The organism is Curtobacterium sp. MMLR14_010, from assembly GCF_001865015.1.
In the GTDB taxonomy this organism is placed as follows: Bacteria; Actinomycetota; Actinomycetes; order Actinomycetales; family Microbacteriaceae; genus Curtobacterium.
Map to the genome: position 1 here is coordinate 19,516 of NZ_MJGV01000027.1, position 15,078 is coordinate 34,593.

A 15,078-nucleotide genomic window follows, 5' to 3' on the forward strand; every position below is an offset into this window, starting at 1 on the left:
CGCGGGTGTCCTCCGTCTCCAGGGAAACGACGGAGGACACCCTTCCACTTCCCTGGAATCAGCAGCCGAGCGACGGACTTCGAACGCGATCGTGACAGATCCGGTTCGCGATCGCCGAGGTTGACGAACCAGATCCGTCATCGCCGATTCCGGAGTCGGTCAGGCCGCCACGGACAGCCCCTCGCCGCAGCGCCCTCTCAGCGGAACAGCGACTCGCCGATGTACGACCCCTTCCGGGGCGCCGGCGGCACCGCGAACACCGCGGACCCGATGTGGGCGACGTAGTCGTTCAACCGGTCGACCGCGCCCAGGCGTCGCTGGATCCGCGTGAAGTGGTCCGGGTCGTTGACGTAGGCGGCGAAGAGCAGCCCGGCGTCGAGCTGGCCGTACCGGTTCAGCCCGTCCGTGTAGTTGTACGGGCGCCGGAGGATCTTCACCCCGTCGTTGTTCTCGTGCGCCGCCAGCGCCACGTGCGACGTCGGGTCGATCTTCGTCGCGCCGGACCCGCCGGACGCCCCCACCCGGGCGTGGAAGTCCGGCGTCGTGTGCTCCGTGCCACCGGACAGGGGCGCGCCCTCGATCTTCGTCCGCCCGAACACCCGCTGCTGGTCGCTGACCACGTCGGCGTCCCAGATCTCGATGTTCATCTGGATCTTCCGCACGACCTGGTACGTCCCGCCCGCCATCCACCCCGCGGACCGGTCGAGCCACACGAAGCGCTCGTAGTCCTCGTCGGTGGTGATGTTGCGGGTGCCGTCCTTGAAGCCCATCAGGTTGCGCGGGGTCGTCTGCGACGGGCCGGCCGAGGCCCTCCCGAACCCCATCACGGTCCACCGCACGGTCGCGGTCCCCCGTGCGATGCGGGCCAGGTCGCGGACGGCGTGGTACGCCACCTGGGGGTCGTCGGCGCAGGCCTGCAGGGACAGGTCGCCCCCGCTCAGTCCGTCCTGCAGCCGGTCGCTCGGCAGCGCGGGGATGTCCGCGAGCTTCGCCGGGCGCTGCGACGCCAGCCCGAAGCGCTCGTCGAACACCCCGGGGCCGAGGCCGACCGTCACGGTGAGCGACGCTGGCCCGAGGTCGAGCGCCTCGCCGGTGTCCGCCCCGACGCCGTCGCCGTGTGCTGGCTCGACGGAGCCCACGGTCGCGCCGGCTTGGAGCTGCGCGATCGACGCCGACCACCGGGCGAGCAGCACCTGCAGGTCCGTGGCGACCGAGGTCGACAGGTCGAAGGTCATGAACACGCAGTACCGCTGCGGGACCGTGCGGATCCCGCCCTGCGGCTGCCGGGCAGCCGTCGCGTAGAAGGGGTGACTCGTCGACAGGTCGATGGACTCGTCGCCGTTGGTCGCCGCCGCGAAGGGGTTCACGCCCGTCGCGCCGGTGGCACCCGCTATGCCAGCGGCCGCCCCGACGCCGGCACCCGCGGCTGCGAGTCCGACGCCGAGGAGGCCCCGCCGAGAGACGCCGTCGCTCACGCGGTGGCGACCTTCTCGGCCAGGCGGGACAGCGGGTCCTGCAGTGCCTGCACCCGCTGCGAGATCGCGTTGGCGTGCTCGGACTTCGTCGCGTCGGTCCAACTGTCGAACCCGCCGAGGTCGTCCGCGTTCCGGAAGTCGTCCATCATCGTGTTCGTCGTGTCGAACTGCGCCGCGATCTGCTTCGTCAGCGTCGGGTCGGTCTTCGTCAGGCCCGGCTTGAGGTAGGCGAAGGCCTGTCGTGCGCCCTCGACGTTGGCGGCGAGGTCGACGAGGTCGATGTGGCTGTAGGCCTCCTCCTCGCCGGTGATCTTGTTCGACTGGACCTCCTCGAGCAGGCCGGCGGCGCCGTTGGCGAGGTCCTCCGGCTTGTAGTCCAGCGTCGGCACGAGCTTCGCGAGGAGCTCGACGTTCGTGGTCAGGTCCGCGGCGAGGTCCTTCGTGGACGCGGTGATCGCGCCCTTCTCGAACAGGTCGCGCTCGACGGCGTGGAAGCCGCTCCACCCGACGGCGGGGTCGAGGTTCGACGCCCGCATGTCGATGAGGTAGTCGAGGTTGCCGGCGTTGTCCGTGGCCTTGAAGCCCTTCTTCACGAAGCCGTCGACGTCGCTCTCGACGTGCTCGTAGTACGGCCGCGCCTCGGCGTAGTCCTGCTTGGCGGCGTCGAGGTCACCGGCGTCCACGTCGGTCTGCAGCTGCTTCACCGCGGTCACCATGTCGCTGACCTGCGCGTCCACGTACTTCGAGTACCCGGTGGCGCCGTCCTCCAGGAGCGACGCCGCACTGCTGCCCTTGGTCGACGCGACCGAACCCGTGACGGTGAAGTCCGTCAGCTCCTGCTCGGCTCCCGGGCAGTACACCTGGTACTTCCCGCCGCCGAGGGTGCTCGTGAAGGACACCGCTGCCAGGCCCGGCGCGAGGTTCTCCTTCTCACCGAAGATCCGCTGGTCCTGCAGCAGCTCGACCTCGGTGATGGCGCTCGACGACTCGTTCTTCACGGTGAAGGTCACGGGGCCCGCCGGCACCTTCGTGGTGGACACGGCACAGGCGTCGGAGCCGTCGTTCGTCAGGGTGATGGACACCCGGGCGACCTTCCCGGAGTCGGTGGCGTCGTCCGTCGCGGACGACGAGGTGGACGCGCACCCGGTGAGGGCGAGTGCGGTCACGGCGCCGAGGGCGCCCAGGGTGATCAAGGGTCGTGCGGTCTGCTTACCGAACGGCATGGGCGGTGCTCCTTGTCGGGTCCCCGGCGGGCGGGCCGCGGGCGGGGACGGGTGGTGCTGGGCGGTGGGGAACGGGAGTCGCCAGGCGGCGACGGTCGCGCAGGGCGAGGGCGAGCTGGGCCGAGGCGGCGACAGCGAGGGCGATCGGCAGCCAGGCACCCCAGAGGGCCAGTTCCGCCGACCGGGTGTCGGCCGCGGTGACCGCCGTGGCACTCGCGCGGACGCGGGACGACGGCACCGCGTACACGCTGCGGTCGAGCGTCGTGGTGCGAGCGGACGGGAGGCCCCCACCACTCAGCGTGAGCACCGACCGTTCCGAGCTGGTCGCGTCCAGGACGCCACCCCCGACGCTCCAGAGGGTGACGGTCCGCGACGTGGACCAGCGGGCCCGGAACGGGCCCGGGTTCGTCGACGGGGAGACGCCGACGGGTACGCGGCCGAACAGGCCGACCAGGTCGTCGAGCGTCAGGCTCGACGGCTCACTGCCGGCACCGCTGCTCGTGGTGGAGCGCCAGCGGTCGGCGGTCGCACCGGCGCGGGTCACGCTGCGGTGGGTCGACGCCGGGAAGTCGATCCGAGCCTCCTGGCCGTGGCCCCGGCTGCGGAGCACGGCGGTCGCTCCGTGGACCTCCGCCGAGACGGACGTGGCGTCGCCCGAGACCGGGACGGTCGAGGGCAGGTGGGCACCACCGGTCGGGACGGCGACCGCGAGGGCCGCTGCGGCGACGGCGAGCACGGCGGCGACGCCGACGCGCAGGGCCGGGACGCGCCGGGGAGCCGGACGCCATGCGCGCGGCCAGAGCGAGAGCGCGAGGACGGGCACGACGTAGCAGAACCAGGCGAGGACCTCGATGACGCGGGGGTCCGGCGGGATGCCGAGCACGCCGGTGACGAGCGCGCCCTGCACCGAGCCGTTCGGGGCGAGCCAGCTGAGGTCGACGGTGCGCTGCTGGCCGATGACGACCCACCCGGCCTCGTGTGCACGGCGGAGGACCGTGAGGACCAGGCCACCGGCGACGAAGACCAGGAAGACGCCCGTGCCGGTGAAGAACTTCGCGAGGTCGAGCCGCACCCCGCCGGTGTAGATGCCGTAGCCGACGACGACCGCTGCGGCGATGCCGACGACCGCGCCGAGGGCCGCGAGCCCGGTGTCGGTCGACGCCTGGAACGTGGCGAGCAGGAAGACCGAGGTCTCGAAGCCCTCCTTGAGGACGGCGAGGAAGGCCATGCCGGCGAGGGCCCACGCGGTGCCGCGGCCGAGGGCGGCGGTTGCGCTGGCCTCGAGGTCGCTGCTCAGCGTGCGCGCGTGGGTGCGCATCCAGACGATCATGCCGGTGACGAAGACCACGGCGACGATGCCGATGACCGCCTCCATGCCCTCCTGCTGGGCCTGCGGGAGCGCCTGCTCGACGGCCTGCAGCCCGACGCCGACCCCGATGCTCATGAGCACGGCGACGCCGACCCCGAGCCACATCGGCGCGAGCGGCACCCGGTTGCGGCGCAGGAACGCGGCGATGATGCCGACGATGAGCGTGGCTTCGAGGCCTTCACGGAGACCGATGACGAGTGTGGCGAGCATGACGAAGGCAAGGTTAGCCTTACCTCACTGCTTCCGTCGAGGCCGACGGGGTGGGGTTTGATGGTTCTCATGAACCTGCTCTCGGTCGACGGCCTCGCCGCGGTGACGAACGTGCTCGACCTCGCCGGGGTCTTCGCGTCGGCGCTGCTGGGCGGAGCGGTGGCCCGGTCGATGGACTTCGACCTGTTCGGGTTCCTCGTCGTCGGGTTCGTGTCGGGCCTCGGCGGCGGGATGCTCCGCGACGTCCTGCTGCAGAACGGGCCGCCCGTCGCGCTCACCGACCCCCTCTACGTGCCGGTCGCCGTGGCGGGTGCCCTCGTCGCGTTCCTCGTGTCGTTCTCCGAGCGCGGGTGGGACCGGCTGTTCACGTTCCTCGACGCGGCCGTCATCGGGTTCTGGGCGGTGGTCGGGGTCCAGCGCACCTTCGACGCCGGGCTGGAGTGGCCCGCCGCGATCATCATGGGCACGATCACCGCGGTCGGCGGCGGGGTCGGGCGTGACCTGCTGCTGCGGCGCGTGCCGGCGGTGTTCGGCGGCAACGCCCTGTACGCCTCGGTCGCCGTCGCAGCGTCGGCGGTGATGGTCGGTGCGTCCGCGCTGGGGTCCCCGACGATCGGCATCGTCGCCGCCGTCGTGCTCTCGCTGCTGCTCCGCTGGGGTGCCGTGCGGTGGGGCTGGGGCCTGCCGAACGGCCGCGACTGGCAGCCGCAGTCGACCTTGGCATCGCTCCTCCGCCGCGGGCGTGGGCTCCGACCGGACGCCGTGCGGCTGCTGCGCCGTCCGGGACGACGGAACGGGACCGGTCGCCCCCGCTCGGACGAGCCGACGACGACACGCGAACCATGAAGGCTTGTCAGGTCCGGCCGGTCCGGCGTAGCATCGATACCGCCGGGGATCGAGTTCCCCGGCGCACCTCGCCCCGGTCACGCAGCCGTGGTCGGGTACCGGCACGACCCGAACGTGGCGGTACCGACTGCAGTTCGTCATCCGGGGTGTGCAGCCGATGGGGGCTCCACCGCGCCGCGCGCGATCAGACGCGCGGTGCGGCAGGTCCCCGGGGGCAGCACCGCTCACGCCACGGTGGACGTGTTCCACCAGCAGATCGGCCCGGCCGGATCTCCGGGCTCCGTCGAACCAGGACCCCATGAGCGACGAGGACATCCCCGCCACCACCAGGACCCCGCGCGCCGAGGTCCGGGAGCGGTTGCTCGCCGCCGGCGCCGACGCGATCGCCGAACACGGGGTGCACGAGGCCCGGCTCGACGAGGTCGCCGCCCGTGCCGGGTTCAGCAAGGGCGCGGTCTACTCGAACTTCTCCTCGAAGGAGGACCTCGTCGCCCAGGTCATGCAGCGCGCGACGAACCTGGTGCTCGGCGCCCTGGAGGACCTGGTCGACGCTGACGTCCCGGCGTCGGACATCGGGGACGTCGTCCGCGCCGCGTTCGGCCGGCACGACCAGAGCGCCCAGTTCGCGCTGCTGTCGGAGTTCCGCGGGTACGCCCTGCGGCACCCGGAGTCGATGCCCGAGTTCGTCCGCCAGCGCCGGGTGCTGCAGGACGGCGTCGGGCGACTCGTGCGGCTGTGGTTCGGCGCGCACCCGGAGGTCGACCCGGGCATGCCGCTCGACACCTTCACGACGCTGCTCATCGCGGCGAACGTCGGCACCGTGTTCGACGCCCCGGCACTCGACGACGTGAACCCGGGCGAGGTCGTCGCCACCCTCGTCGAGGCCGTCATCCGCCGCCGCTGACGCGGAGTCCGGTGGCGGGGCGGGTCACACCGTACGCGCTCCCCCAGCCCGTGCGAGGTCGACCACCCCGTGCGGTCCGACAGCGGCGCACCACGTGGTCAAGCTCGCACCAGGACCATCAGCGCGCCCGCGCTACGCGGTGCGGCGCCGGCGCCCCTCGTGCGACCAGCTCGACGCGGGGGTCAGGCTCGGCGGGAGCAGGCGCGACCGGACCCGCTGCGGGAGCCGGACGGACGCGTCGAGGGCGACCCGGGCCTCCCGGAGGGTGGCGACGAGGGCTGCCCCGTCGACCGCACCCGACGGCGCGTAGCGCTCCTGGTCGACGGCGTCGACGACCGACTCGAGGAAGGGCAGCACCGACGTCGGCACGCTGGACCGCAGGCGTCCGAGGACCGCCCGCGCGGTCCGTGCCGCAGCCGAGGCGTCGCCGGCGTCCGCGACCCCTGGCGCGTAGCCGTGGTCGGTGACGTCGTCGAGCAGTTCCCGCCACGCGGTGACCGCCGGGGTGCGCCCTGCGGCGACGGCACCGAGGCGGGAGCGTCGGCGCACCGCCCGGACGAGCCCGGGGGCGAGCAGGACGGCGGCGGCGATGAGGATGCCGAGCAGGACGCCCCACGGGCCGCTCCCCCCGGAGCCCGGACCGCCGGACGCGCCGGCCTCGGCCGAGGCGCTCGGGGTGGGGCTCGCCGAGGTCGACGGCTGGGCGGTGTCGCTCGGCGCGGGCAGCGGGGTCTCGGGGTTCGCGGCGGTCGGGCTGGCGGAGGGCTGGGGGGCGGTGCTGGCGGCCTCGTCGGAGTCCGGCGTCGGCTCGAAGGCCACCCAGCCGGCGCCCTTGATGTACAGCTCGGGCCACGAGTGCAGCTGACGGTTCGACACCGTGTACTCGCCGTCGACCGCGGTGCCGCCGGCCCGGTACCCGACCGCGATGCGCGAGGGGATGCCGAGCGTCCTGGCCATCACGGCCATCGCGGAGGAGAAGTGCACGCAGTACCCCTGGCGGACCTGCAGGAACTTCGCGACGACGTCCATGCTGTCGCCGTCGTAGCCCTGCTCGACCGGGGCCGTCTCGGAGTAGGTGAACAGGTCGCTGCGGAACCACTGCTCGAGCGACCGGGCCTTGTCGTAGTCGGTCAACCCGTTGCCGGCGACCCGGCCCGCGGTGGTCCTGATGCTCGCCGGCAGGTCCTTCGGCAGCGCCCGGTCCGAGCGGAGCTCGCCGCCGGACGGGGTGGGCCACCCGCGGCCCTCGAAGGCCGCGAGCCGACCGGAGGCGTTCACGGCGTCGAGGTACGCGTTCGCGAAGGTCGAGGCGCCGTACACCTCGTACGTGGCACCGCGGCGGGTCGAGGGACCGGTCGAGCGCACGGTGTTCGACCCGTTCATCCACCGCCACTGGTCGAGCTCGAGGTTCGTCGACTTCGACTCGATCGACACCGCACCGGAGGGCACCGGCAGGTAGTTGCTCGACAGGCCGGTGATCCGCACGGTGACGTCGCCGCGGCTGGCGAGCCGGGGGTTCACGCCGACGGCCCACTGCTGCTGGTCGGCGGTCGGGGCGTTGCTGACGTCGGTCGCCGTCGGCACCCAGTCCCCCGTGCCGAACTCGTCGAGGTCGGCGAGCTTGAGGTACTCCGGCTGCCCGTCGGAGGTGCGGTACCGGAAGACCTCGAGCTCGTTCGGCCGGCGGAGGTCCTGGCCGAGGTTGAGCAGCGTGCCGGGGCGACCGGGCAGGATCGGCGACTGGATCGCCCCGGTGACGTTGGACAGCCAGCTCGCGTTCAACGGCACGACGGAGGGCAGGCCGACGGCGATCACGAGTGCGAGGGCGCCGACCACCGTCGCCGGGACCGCCCGCTGCACCGGCCGGACCGACAGCCAGAGCAGGGCGAGGAACGCCAGCCCGACGGCGACCACGAGACCCGTGCTCGCCGGGGTGCCCGTGACGACGCCCGGCACGATGAGGATCACGAGCGCCGGGGCGGCGGCGAGCGCGGCTGCCGGGGCGATCGTCGCCAGGAACAACGAGGTCGCAGCCACCCAGGCGATCGCCACGGTCACGACCAGGCGGATCGGGTCCGTCTGTGGCAGCGGCGCGGGGTTCAGCCGGATCGCGGCGATCGTCTGCCCGAGGGCGCCCTCGCCGTCGAGCCACCCGAGGGGTTGGATGTCGTTGACCAGGGCGGCCGCGCACGACGTCGCGACGAGCGTCGACACGAGTGCGATGAACCGGACGCCGGCCGGTCGCCGACGCACGGTGAGCATCACGCCGACGAGCACGACGACGATCACCAGGGCGGAGGTCCACCACGCGACGCCCTGCACGAGCGGCCGGAAGGCCAGCGCGGCGATCATCACCGGGACGGGTGCCAGCGCGACGACGGCGGCCGCGGGGGCCGGACGGTCGTCGGCGCGGTCGAGGATCGCCCGCACGTCGACCCGTCGGTCGGAGCCACGGGCGTCCGGGCGTCCGCCCGGTCGGACGTCCTGCGCGGTCATCGGTTCGCCCCGGTCCGTGCGACCGGCACGACGAGGGTGCGCCAGCCGCCGCGGTCGAGGATCCCGCGGACCACCGGGTCCGGCGGCACGATCGTGGCGAGGATGCCGCGGCTGGACCCGTTCGTCGAGGCGACGAGGGCCGTTGCCTGCTCCATCGTGCAGTGCCCGGTCACGACGGCCGTCATGCCGTGGACGTCGCGGCCGCGGACGTCGGGCAGCACGTCGGTGACGGCGCGGGCGTCGCTGCGGACCCGGACGTCAGCGAGCCCGACGAGCACGTCGGTGAGCCCGCCGGCGTCCCCGGCGTGGCGGGTGACGGTGTCGTCGGTGACGAGCACGACGCGGGAGGTCCTGGCGGCCAGCGCCCGTGCGACGCTCGCCGCGACGACGACCGCGTGCTCGAAGGCCGCGTCCCCGCCGAGGTCCGACAGCTCCGCGAGGTCGTCGCGGCCGAGGTCCTGGTACGACGAGCGTCGGAGGTCGAGGGCGATGACGGCCTCGGGCGGCTGCGCCTGGGCGGTCTGGCGGACGTGGAGTTCACCGCGGCGAGCACTCTGCGCCCAGTGCACGCGGCGGATGGGGTCGCCGGGACGGTACGGCCGGAGTTCGCTGTCGTCCGCCGACCCGCCCTGGCCGACGCGGCCCTCGTCCGCGGAGACGGCACCGGCGAGCGCGCCGGTGTCCATCGCCGAGAGCGCCGTCGACGCGGGGACGACCACCACTTCCTCTGCCGGGACGACCGGGCGGTCGATGCGGAGCAGGCCGAACGGGTCCTCGACGCGGATGGTCACCGGGCCGACCAGACTGCGGCCGCGGTGCATCGCCAGGGCCTCGACGTCGAACACGGCGGGCGGCACGGACGGGCCGACCTCGACGTAGACCTCGGCGTCGGACACGCTCGCGAAGGCGTCCTCGAGCTGTTCCCGCACCAGGAGCGTCGACCGCGGCCCGATCGGGACCGAGGTGCCGCGCAGGGTGATCCGCTCGCGGTACACCTCGCCGACCTGCACCGTCGCCCGCGGCGCGGTCCGGCTCCCCCGGAGCGGTGCCGCCACCAGGAACGCCATCGCGACGCCGAGCACCACGAGGACGAGCAGCAGCAGCCCCGCGGACACCGCGACGCTCGTGGTCGCGACGAGTCCGCCGCCGATCAGCCCGATGCCGACGGCGATGACGGTCCAGCCGCGGGCGGTCGGCCGCGGGAACGGCGTGCGCCGGAGCATCGACGCACCGCGGCGCGTCCACCGCCCGAGCACCGACCGTGCGGCACCCGCACGACGAGCGAGCGGTGAGGACGCCTGGGACATCAGGACCGGACGGGCGCCGCGGTGAACGGCACGGACGTCTCGGAGACGATGCGCACGACGATCTGTCGAGCGGTGTCCTCCGTCGAGCCGCCGAGGCCGCGGGCGACGGGGACGAGCCGGTGGGCCAGCACGACCGGTGCCAGCTCGGCGACGTCGTCCGGCGTGACGAACGGCCGGCCGAGCAGCGCGGCGTGGGCCCTGGCAGCCTGGGCGAGGTGCAGCGTGGCCCGCGGGCTCGCGCCGAGCACCAGGTCCGGATGGGTGCGCGTCGCCCGGGTGATCTCGATGATGTAGGCCTCGACGTCCGGAGAGATGTGCACCGCGTGCACCGCGGCCGTCATCGCGCGGAGCGTGCCGACGTCGACGATGGGCCGCACGGACTCGAGGGGGTCGCGCCCGCCGCGGTTCGTCAGCATGCGCCGCTCGGCGTCGACGCTCGGGTACCCCATCGCGATGCGCGCCATGAAGCGGTCGCGCTGGGCCTCTGGCAGCGGGTAGGTGCCTTCCATGTCGACCGGGTTCTGCGTCGCGACGATCATGAACGGCGAGTCGAGCTGCCGGGTGACGCCGTCGACCGTGACCTGGGACTCGGCCATGGCCTCGAGCAGGGCGGACTGGGTCTTCGGGCTCGTGCGGTTGATCTCGTCGCCGATGACGACGTTCGCGAAGACCGGGCCGGGCGAGAACCGGAAGGTGCCGGACGACTGGTCGAAGATGTTCACCCCGGTGACGTCGGACGGCAGCATGTCCGAGGTGAACTGGATGCGGTTCACGGACCCGCCGACCGAGGCACCGAGCGCCTTCGCCAGCACGGTCTTGCCGACGCCGGGGACGTCCTCGACGAGCAGGTGCCCCTGTGCGAGCATCACCGTCAGCGCCGTGCGGATCGCGTCCGTCTTGCCGTCGACGACGGTGGCGACGGCCGACATGATCGCGGCGCCGGCGTCACGCACCCGGTCGACGGGGAAGGCGAGGTCGGGGGCTTCCGGCACGCAGGTCTCCTCGGAGTTGGGGATGTCCGCGCATGCTACATCGGCCCGGTGACAGGCACCGGGGGATGTGTCACCGACCCGCGGATCGCGGATGGGTGCCGGACTGGAGGCCCGGATCAGCCGCGCAGACCGGCTGCGGTGACCCGCGCCTCCAGTCCGGTGTGCGCGGTCCACGCGTCTCCCGCTCGCCGTGCGCGGGGACGGATCAGCGCGGCAGCGCCATCGTGTTCAGGGACCACATCGCGACGCCGTGCAGCCCGAGTTGCCGGGCGAGCGCCGTCCGGGCGCGGTACGACCGCGCGTCCGACCAGTGCAGGACGCGCCCGTCGTCGAGTCGTGCCGACCACTCGCCGTCGCGGGCGGACCACCTCGCGTGGTCCCCGGCGACCCGCGCGGCGGCGGTCGGCGTGAGCTGGGCGTCCGCGGCGTCCCCGCCCCAGACGTAGCCGTACCCGGCGATGCCGAGGTCGATCGTCGAGGACCGGACGCCCTGACGCTCCGCCGCCCGCACCACCTTCGTCGCCCACGGCAGGGCGCCGACGGTGCCCGAGCCGCTCCACGGGCCGTGCTGGTCGTAGGTCATGAGGACGACGCGGTCGACGTGCTGCGTCAGCGCGCGGAGGTCGTAGCCCGTGTCGTGGAAGCCCGCGGCGTCGGTCGAGGCCATCACGGCGATCGAGACCGAGGCCGTCGACCCGAGCTGTTCCCGGACCTCGGCGCGCAGCACCCTGGCGAACGCGACCAGGCCCGGCCGGTCGCGGGCCCGCAGCGACTCGAGGTCGATCTGCACGCCGTCCATCCCGGTGCGTGCCGCGAGGTGGGCGACCTTGCCGGCGACCCGCTCCCGGTTCGCCGCCGAGCCGAGCAGCGCCGTCCCGATGCGCGGCGAGAAGTCCCCGATCGCGGAGGAGTAGTTGCTGACCAGGAGCTCGGTGGCGGCCCCGCGGGTCGACGCCGTCCTGGCCAGTGCCGCGATGCCCTCGGGTAGGGCGTTCAGCCCACGACCGCCCTCGGAGATGGTGACGCCGTCGATGCCGATCGTGGCGACGTGCGGCGCTGCGGCCGACACCCGCGAGGATGCAGCACCGCCGGGTTCGGCGTAGGCCTCGACCGCCAGCGCATCCCCGGTGCGGGCATGGGCGACCAGGGATCCACCGAGCACGACGGTGACGACGACGAGGGCGGACGACAGCAGGACGGCACGGCGGGACACGTCGTCACGGTAGCGCTTGCCGCGCTGCCCCGGTCCCCTGTGCGTCGTGGATGTACGGCGACTACCGTCAGTGACAGGTGACCCAGGACCCCGGCCGCCGGAACGATCTCATCGTCCGCAGCCCGACCGGAAGCCCCCATGCAGTCATCGTGCGCACGCACTCGTCACGCCGTCCCCGTCGGAACCGTGGCGGCTTCGTTGCCCCGGGGTGGCTCGACGTCGTCTTCGTCGGGGTGCACCCGATGAGCCTCCGCGACGGCATCCTCTGGACCGAGACCTCGAACGGGCGCTGGGAGGGGTCCTCGGGGCAGGACCTGGTCGGTGTCGTGTCGTGGTCGGACAGCTACTCCGTGCACTCCACGGGCGGCGAGGTCAACGGCCAGCACAGCACGCTCGACAGTGCGAAGGCGCAGCTCGAGGGCTGGATGCGCTGGGTGGACTTCACCGACGGCTGATCCGTGCCACCCGGACATGCCCTCGTCAACGCGAAACGCCCCCGTCAACATGACGGGGGCGTTTCTGCGAGTGCGGAGACGGAGGGATTTGAACCATGCCCGGAGGTATCTGTATGCGTCTCGCTCGTGCTCGTGCGTTGCGTTTACGGGGCCGTAACGTCTCTGTTCGCCTGCACGGGTTCGATGATTCTCCGGAGAGTGTGTGCGATGTGTGCGGCCCTTCGGTCTTCGATTTCGAAGCCTGGGAGGCAGCCCTGAGGTCTGATCCAAACGGAGAACAGCACCAGGCCACGCTGCACCACATGGACGTTGACGACTCAACTCGCCTGGTGGCGAAGAGGATGAGAGCGGCCCTGCACGAGGTCGGCATGTCGGTGGAGGACGCAGCACCGCGGGCCGGCATGTCCGCGTCGAGCTTGTACCGGAAGCTCCGCGGGGAACGGCACATCACCTTCACCGAGCTCGTACACATCGCCGTGCTCACGGGACGGCACCCGAGCTCGTTCGTGCGGGATCTCGATGAGCGCCCCTGACGACGGCATTGAGAGCATCATCCGGCGGATCGTGCGCGAGGAGATCGATCGCGCAGCCGCTGCCACGCTGCACGGCCCAGCGGTCGACGATCGGAAGCTGCTGTACAGCGTCGCCGACGTCGCAGCCGTCACGGGCATGTCCGCCCAGTACGTTCGAAACGACATCCGGAGCGGACGGTTGGCAGCGGCGCAACCGAGCGGGAGCAAGTACCTCATCGACCGGGAGACTGCTTCCCGCTACGCGATCTGGCTTCAAGCCGGTCGTCTATAGATAGCCCCCGGGGCCTGGACGGGTGCAACAATCGCGGGATGAGCACTTCTAGGCCCCGTTTCAAACCGTGCAAGTTCTGTGGCGAGCAGGCCCGGCGCACTGGCTCTGGCGGCATCGTCGGAGCCGTCGACTACGTCTGCTCAAAGGATCCGAGCCACGTGGAGACGATCCTTCCCGGGTGAAGCGATCCTCCGGCCAGCGCCCGCGACTACATCAGTCGTCAGCCATGATGTGCCCGGTCTGCCGGTCGACCCAGACGCGCTTGCCCGCAGCGAGCGCTTCCGCACACGTCGTCAGCTCAGGGTCAGTGATCCGAGCGCCATCGTTCGCGGCCGCGAATCGTTCTTCGAGCACCGCCTTCACGTTCTCGATCGGCTGCCCTTGCTGGTCCTGACGGACACTGTCGAGCGCTGCGTCGAGTCGGTCGTAGATCGCGTTGAGCTCGTTGCCGAAGTTCGGATTCATGTGGAAGGTCATGCGGCGACGCTACTTCGCGTCAGTGGCAACCGCCATCCTGAGCTTGTGGCTCGGAGGCGTCGTGACCGGTGGGCGCTGGGCCCGGCGCTGAGCCTGCCCAAGGCGGCCTACGGCGGCCTGTCTACGATCTCGCTGAGCGAGACCCGATGCTGGCCCGGGTGACGTTCCCCGGCCGTTTGTGTCGAAGCGCGTCACAGGAAACCCCCACGCAACGCGTGCGTGGAGGGTTGATCAACCGAAGACCGGTCCAGGCAGTGGGCCCGTCACTGCGAACGGGTACGTCCACTGGCGGGTCTCATCACCGTCGACCTGGACTCGCCACGTCAGCAGGCTGCTCACTGGAAGCGGCATCCCGGTCGCGAAGTCAAAGACAGCCTGAACAGAGACTCCCACGTGGTCAACGATGCGCTGACCGTAAACCTCTCGCGAGCTGTTCGCTTGAACGACCTGCGCAACACGAAACGGTTGGATGCCCGCCGGACCAGGAAGCTGCGCGAGCTGCCCCGCCTCATCCAGCAGTGCAACCTCAAGCGGGAACTCGGCCCCGGCGAAGCCGATGGGTAGACGAACTTTCACCGTCAACGCGAAGCGGTTGGTCAAGCCCTGGTCAGGGACAAACCCAAGAACGGCGACGCCGTCACCGATAACGTTGGTCTTGCCGGAGGCATCCGAGGCTGCGAAGTCAGCCATTCCGATAGTGATCGTTGCGTTGTCGGCGATAGCACTCACGGGCGAGCCACCGCCGGCGCACCGCCAAGAGTGGGTGCCAGCGCTGCCACGCCGAACCCCTCGCTGATCTTCGCGAACGCGCTGGCAACGGACGCGCCAAACCAGCCCGTCGGCGGAGTCAGAACCGCTCCATCGTCCAGCTTCTCCTCGATCTTGATGTCCTCGGTCTCGAAGTGGAACGCAAGACTCTCGCGCACGAGATCCTGCAGAGCGGCGAAGGTGTCGGCGGCGGCGGTCCAACCAGCGGCGTCGGCGGATTCAGCCCACCATGCGCCATCTTCGCGGTGATATACGACAGTCACGCTGTTCATCTTCTACTCCATCTCCTACAGGCACGCTAGAGCTTGATCCTCGGAAAGGCCCGCATCCTGCATGAGGACCTTCTTCACAAGCCCAGGCGGCAGCGACGCTGAATCGTGGAAGGCGAAGGTCAGCGGGGGCCGGCCTTCACACTTCATACGCCGGTGGGACCCAGACTGCCTGGCCACCGTGTATCCCAACCCTTGCACCACCCGAAAAAGTTCCGCTCCGGTCATCGAAGGGAACTTGGGCACACGTCATCTTCACATGCGCCAGTT

16 protein-coding genes are annotated in these 15,078 nt (G+C 71.7%); 5 read left to right on the forward strand and 11 right to left on the reverse strand.

All coding sequences use genetic code 11. From position 1 onward, the window contains the following. Positions 1-197 precede the first annotated feature (197 nt). The 3 genes from BIU98_RS06680 to efeU are packed head-to-tail and all read right to left on the reverse strand — an operon-like array spanning position 198 to position 4,277. Entirely contained in the window at positions 198-1,475 is a 1,278-nt protein-coding gene (locus BIU98_RS06680; protein ID WP_071273626.1) for a Dyp-type peroxidase, read from the reverse strand. Further along, positions 1,472-2,698 carry an iron uptake system protein EfeO gene (gene efeO / locus BIU98_RS06685; RefSeq protein WP_071273629.1) on the reverse strand — a complete coding sequence of 409 codons (1,227 nt, stop codon included), beginning with the start codon at positions 2,696-2,698 and terminating at the stop codon, positions 1,472-1,474. Before efeO ends, BIU98_RS06680 begins: the two co-directional genes overlap by 4 nt. Beyond that, entirely contained in the window at positions 2,685-4,277 is a 1,593-nt protein-coding gene (gene efeU, locus BIU98_RS06690; protein ID WP_071273632.1) for an iron uptake transporter permease EfeU, read from the reverse strand. The genes efeO and efeU overlap by 14 nt, the downstream gene beginning before the upstream one ends. A gap of 69 nt (positions 4,278-4,346) precedes the next feature. On the opposite strand from efeU, the gene BIU98_RS06695 reads away from it, so the two are divergent. Then, positions 4,347-5,123 carry a trimeric intracellular cation channel family protein gene (locus BIU98_RS06695; protein WP_071273635.1) on the forward strand — a complete coding sequence of 259 codons (777 nt, stop codon included), beginning with the start codon at positions 4,347-4,349 and terminating at the stop codon, positions 5,121-5,123. Positions 5,124-5,421: 298 nt separating this feature from the next. Then, the gene (locus BIU98_RS06700) at positions 5,422-6,027 is read left to right on the forward strand and encodes a TetR/AcrR family transcriptional regulator (RefSeq protein WP_071273638.1); all 606 of its coding nucleotides are present in this window, start codon (positions 5,422-5,424) and stop codon (positions 6,025-6,027) included. A 132-nt stretch (positions 6,028-6,159) separates the two neighbouring features. Here the strand turns inward: BIU98_RS06700 and BIU98_RS06705 are convergent, their stop codons facing one another. The 4 genes from BIU98_RS06705 to BIU98_RS06720 form a co-directional block, all read right to left on the reverse strand. Next, positions 6,160-8,523 carry a DUF3488 and transglutaminase-like domain-containing protein gene (locus tag BIU98_RS06705; protein WP_071273641.1) on the reverse strand — a complete coding sequence of 788 codons (2,364 nt, stop codon included), beginning with the start codon at positions 8,521-8,523 and terminating at the stop codon, positions 6,160-6,162. After that, a complete protein-coding gene (locus tag BIU98_RS06710) occupies positions 8,520-9,746 on the reverse strand; it encodes a DUF58 domain-containing protein (protein WP_175481304.1) in 1,227 nt (408 codons plus the stop codon). Before BIU98_RS06710 ends, BIU98_RS06705 begins: the two co-directional genes overlap by 4 nt. Positions 9,747-9,829: 83 nt before the next feature. After that, complete coding sequence (locus BIU98_RS06715; protein WP_083393047.1) at positions 9,830-10,759, reverse strand: MoxR family ATPase; 930 nt, start codon at positions 10,757-10,759, stop codon at positions 9,830-9,832. Between the two features lie 268 nt (positions 10,760-11,027). After that, the gene (locus BIU98_RS06720) at positions 11,028-12,035 is read right to left on the reverse strand and encodes a glycosyl hydrolase family 18 protein (RefSeq protein ID WP_071273683.1); all 1,008 of its coding nucleotides are present in this window, start codon (positions 12,033-12,035) and stop codon (positions 11,028-11,030) included. Positions 12,036-12,184: 149 nt separating this feature from the next. On the opposite strand from BIU98_RS06720, the gene BIU98_RS06725 reads away from it, so the two are divergent. From BIU98_RS06725 to BIU98_RS06735, 3 genes are all read left to right on the forward strand, one after another. Next, entirely contained in the window at positions 12,185-12,490 is a 306-nt protein-coding gene (locus tag BIU98_RS06725) for a hypothetical protein (RefSeq protein WP_139200599.1), read from the forward strand. Positions 12,491-12,819: 329 nt separating this feature from the next. Further along, positions 12,820-13,023 carry a helix-turn-helix domain-containing protein gene (locus BIU98_RS06730; protein WP_139200600.1) on the forward strand — a complete coding sequence of 68 codons (204 nt, stop codon included), beginning with the start codon at positions 12,820-12,822 and terminating at the stop codon, positions 13,021-13,023. Beyond that, a complete protein-coding gene (locus tag BIU98_RS06735; protein WP_071273692.1) occupies positions 13,010-13,294 on the forward strand; it encodes a helix-turn-helix domain-containing protein in 285 nt (94 codons plus the stop codon). Before BIU98_RS06730 ends, BIU98_RS06735 begins: the two co-directional genes overlap by 14 nt. A 213-nt stretch (positions 13,295-13,507) precedes the next feature. Here BIU98_RS06735 and BIU98_RS06740 read toward each other — a convergent pair whose 3' ends face one another. The 4 genes from BIU98_RS06740 to BIU98_RS20040 form a co-directional block, all read right to left on the reverse strand. Next, a complete protein-coding gene (locus BIU98_RS06740; protein ID WP_071273695.1) occupies positions 13,508-13,771 on the reverse strand; it encodes a hypothetical protein in 264 nt (87 codons plus the stop codon). A 231-nt stretch (positions 13,772-14,002) separates the two neighbouring features. Then, on the reverse strand, positions 14,003-14,500 hold the full coding sequence (locus BIU98_RS06745) for a hypothetical protein (RefSeq protein ID WP_139200601.1): 498 nt from the start codon (positions 14,498-14,500) through the stop codon (positions 14,003-14,005). Further along, on the reverse strand, positions 14,497-14,811 hold the full coding sequence (locus tag BIU98_RS06750; RefSeq protein ID WP_071273701.1) for a hypothetical protein: 315 nt from the start codon (positions 14,809-14,811) through the stop codon (positions 14,497-14,499). The genes BIU98_RS06745 and BIU98_RS06750 overlap by 4 nt, the downstream gene beginning before the upstream one ends. A 15-nt stretch (positions 14,812-14,826) precedes the next feature. Further along, positions 14,827-15,036 (reverse strand): type II toxin-antitoxin system HicA family toxin, encoded by a 210-nt coding sequence (locus BIU98_RS20040; RefSeq protein ID WP_139200602.1) that lies wholly within the window; start codon positions 15,034-15,036, stop codon positions 14,827-14,829. Positions 15,037-15,078 lie beyond the last annotated feature (42 nt).

Bases quoted from the DNA above. Each gene is read 5' to 3' on its own strand.
- efeO (WP_071273629.1), bottom strand. From the start codon at position 2,698: ATGCCGTTCGGTAAGCAGACCGCACGACCCTTGATCACCCTGGGCGCC.
- efeU (WP_071273632.1), bottom strand. From the start codon at position 4,277: ATGCTCGCCACACTCGTCATCGGTCTCCGTGAAGGCCTCGAAGCCACG.
- BIU98_RS06695 (WP_071273635.1), top strand. From the start codon at position 4,347: ATGAACCTGCTCTCGGTCGACGGCCTCGCCGCGGTGACGAACGTGCTC.
- BIU98_RS06700 (WP_071273638.1), top strand. From the start codon at position 5,422: ATGAGCGACGAGGACATCCCCGCCACCACCAGGACCCCGCGCGCCGAG.
- BIU98_RS06705 (WP_071273641.1), bottom strand. From the start codon at position 8,523: ATGACCGCGCAGGACGTCCGACCGGGCGGACGCCCGGACGCCCGTGGC.
- BIU98_RS06710 (WP_175481304.1), bottom strand. From the start codon at position 9,746: ATGCTCCGGCGCACGCCGTTCCCGCGGCCGACCGCCCGCGGCTGGACC.
- BIU98_RS06715 (WP_083393047.1), bottom strand. From the start codon at position 10,759: ATGTCGGCCGTCGCCACCGTCGTCGACGGCAAGACGGACGCGATCCGC.
- BIU98_RS06735 (WP_071273692.1), top strand. From the start codon at position 13,010: ATGAGCGCCCCTGACGACGGCATTGAGAGCATCATCCGGCGGATCGTG.
- BIU98_RS06740 (WP_071273695.1), bottom strand. From the start codon at position 13,771: ATGACCTTCCACATGAATCCGAACTTCGGCAACGAGCTCAACGCGATC.
- BIU98_RS06750 (WP_071273701.1), bottom strand. From the start codon at position 14,811: ATGAACAGCGTGACTGTCGTATATCACCGCGAAGATGGCGCATGGTGG.
- BIU98_RS20040 (WP_139200602.1), bottom strand. From the start codon at position 15,036: ATGACCGGAGCGGAACTTTTTCGGGTGGTGCAAGGGTTGGGATACACG.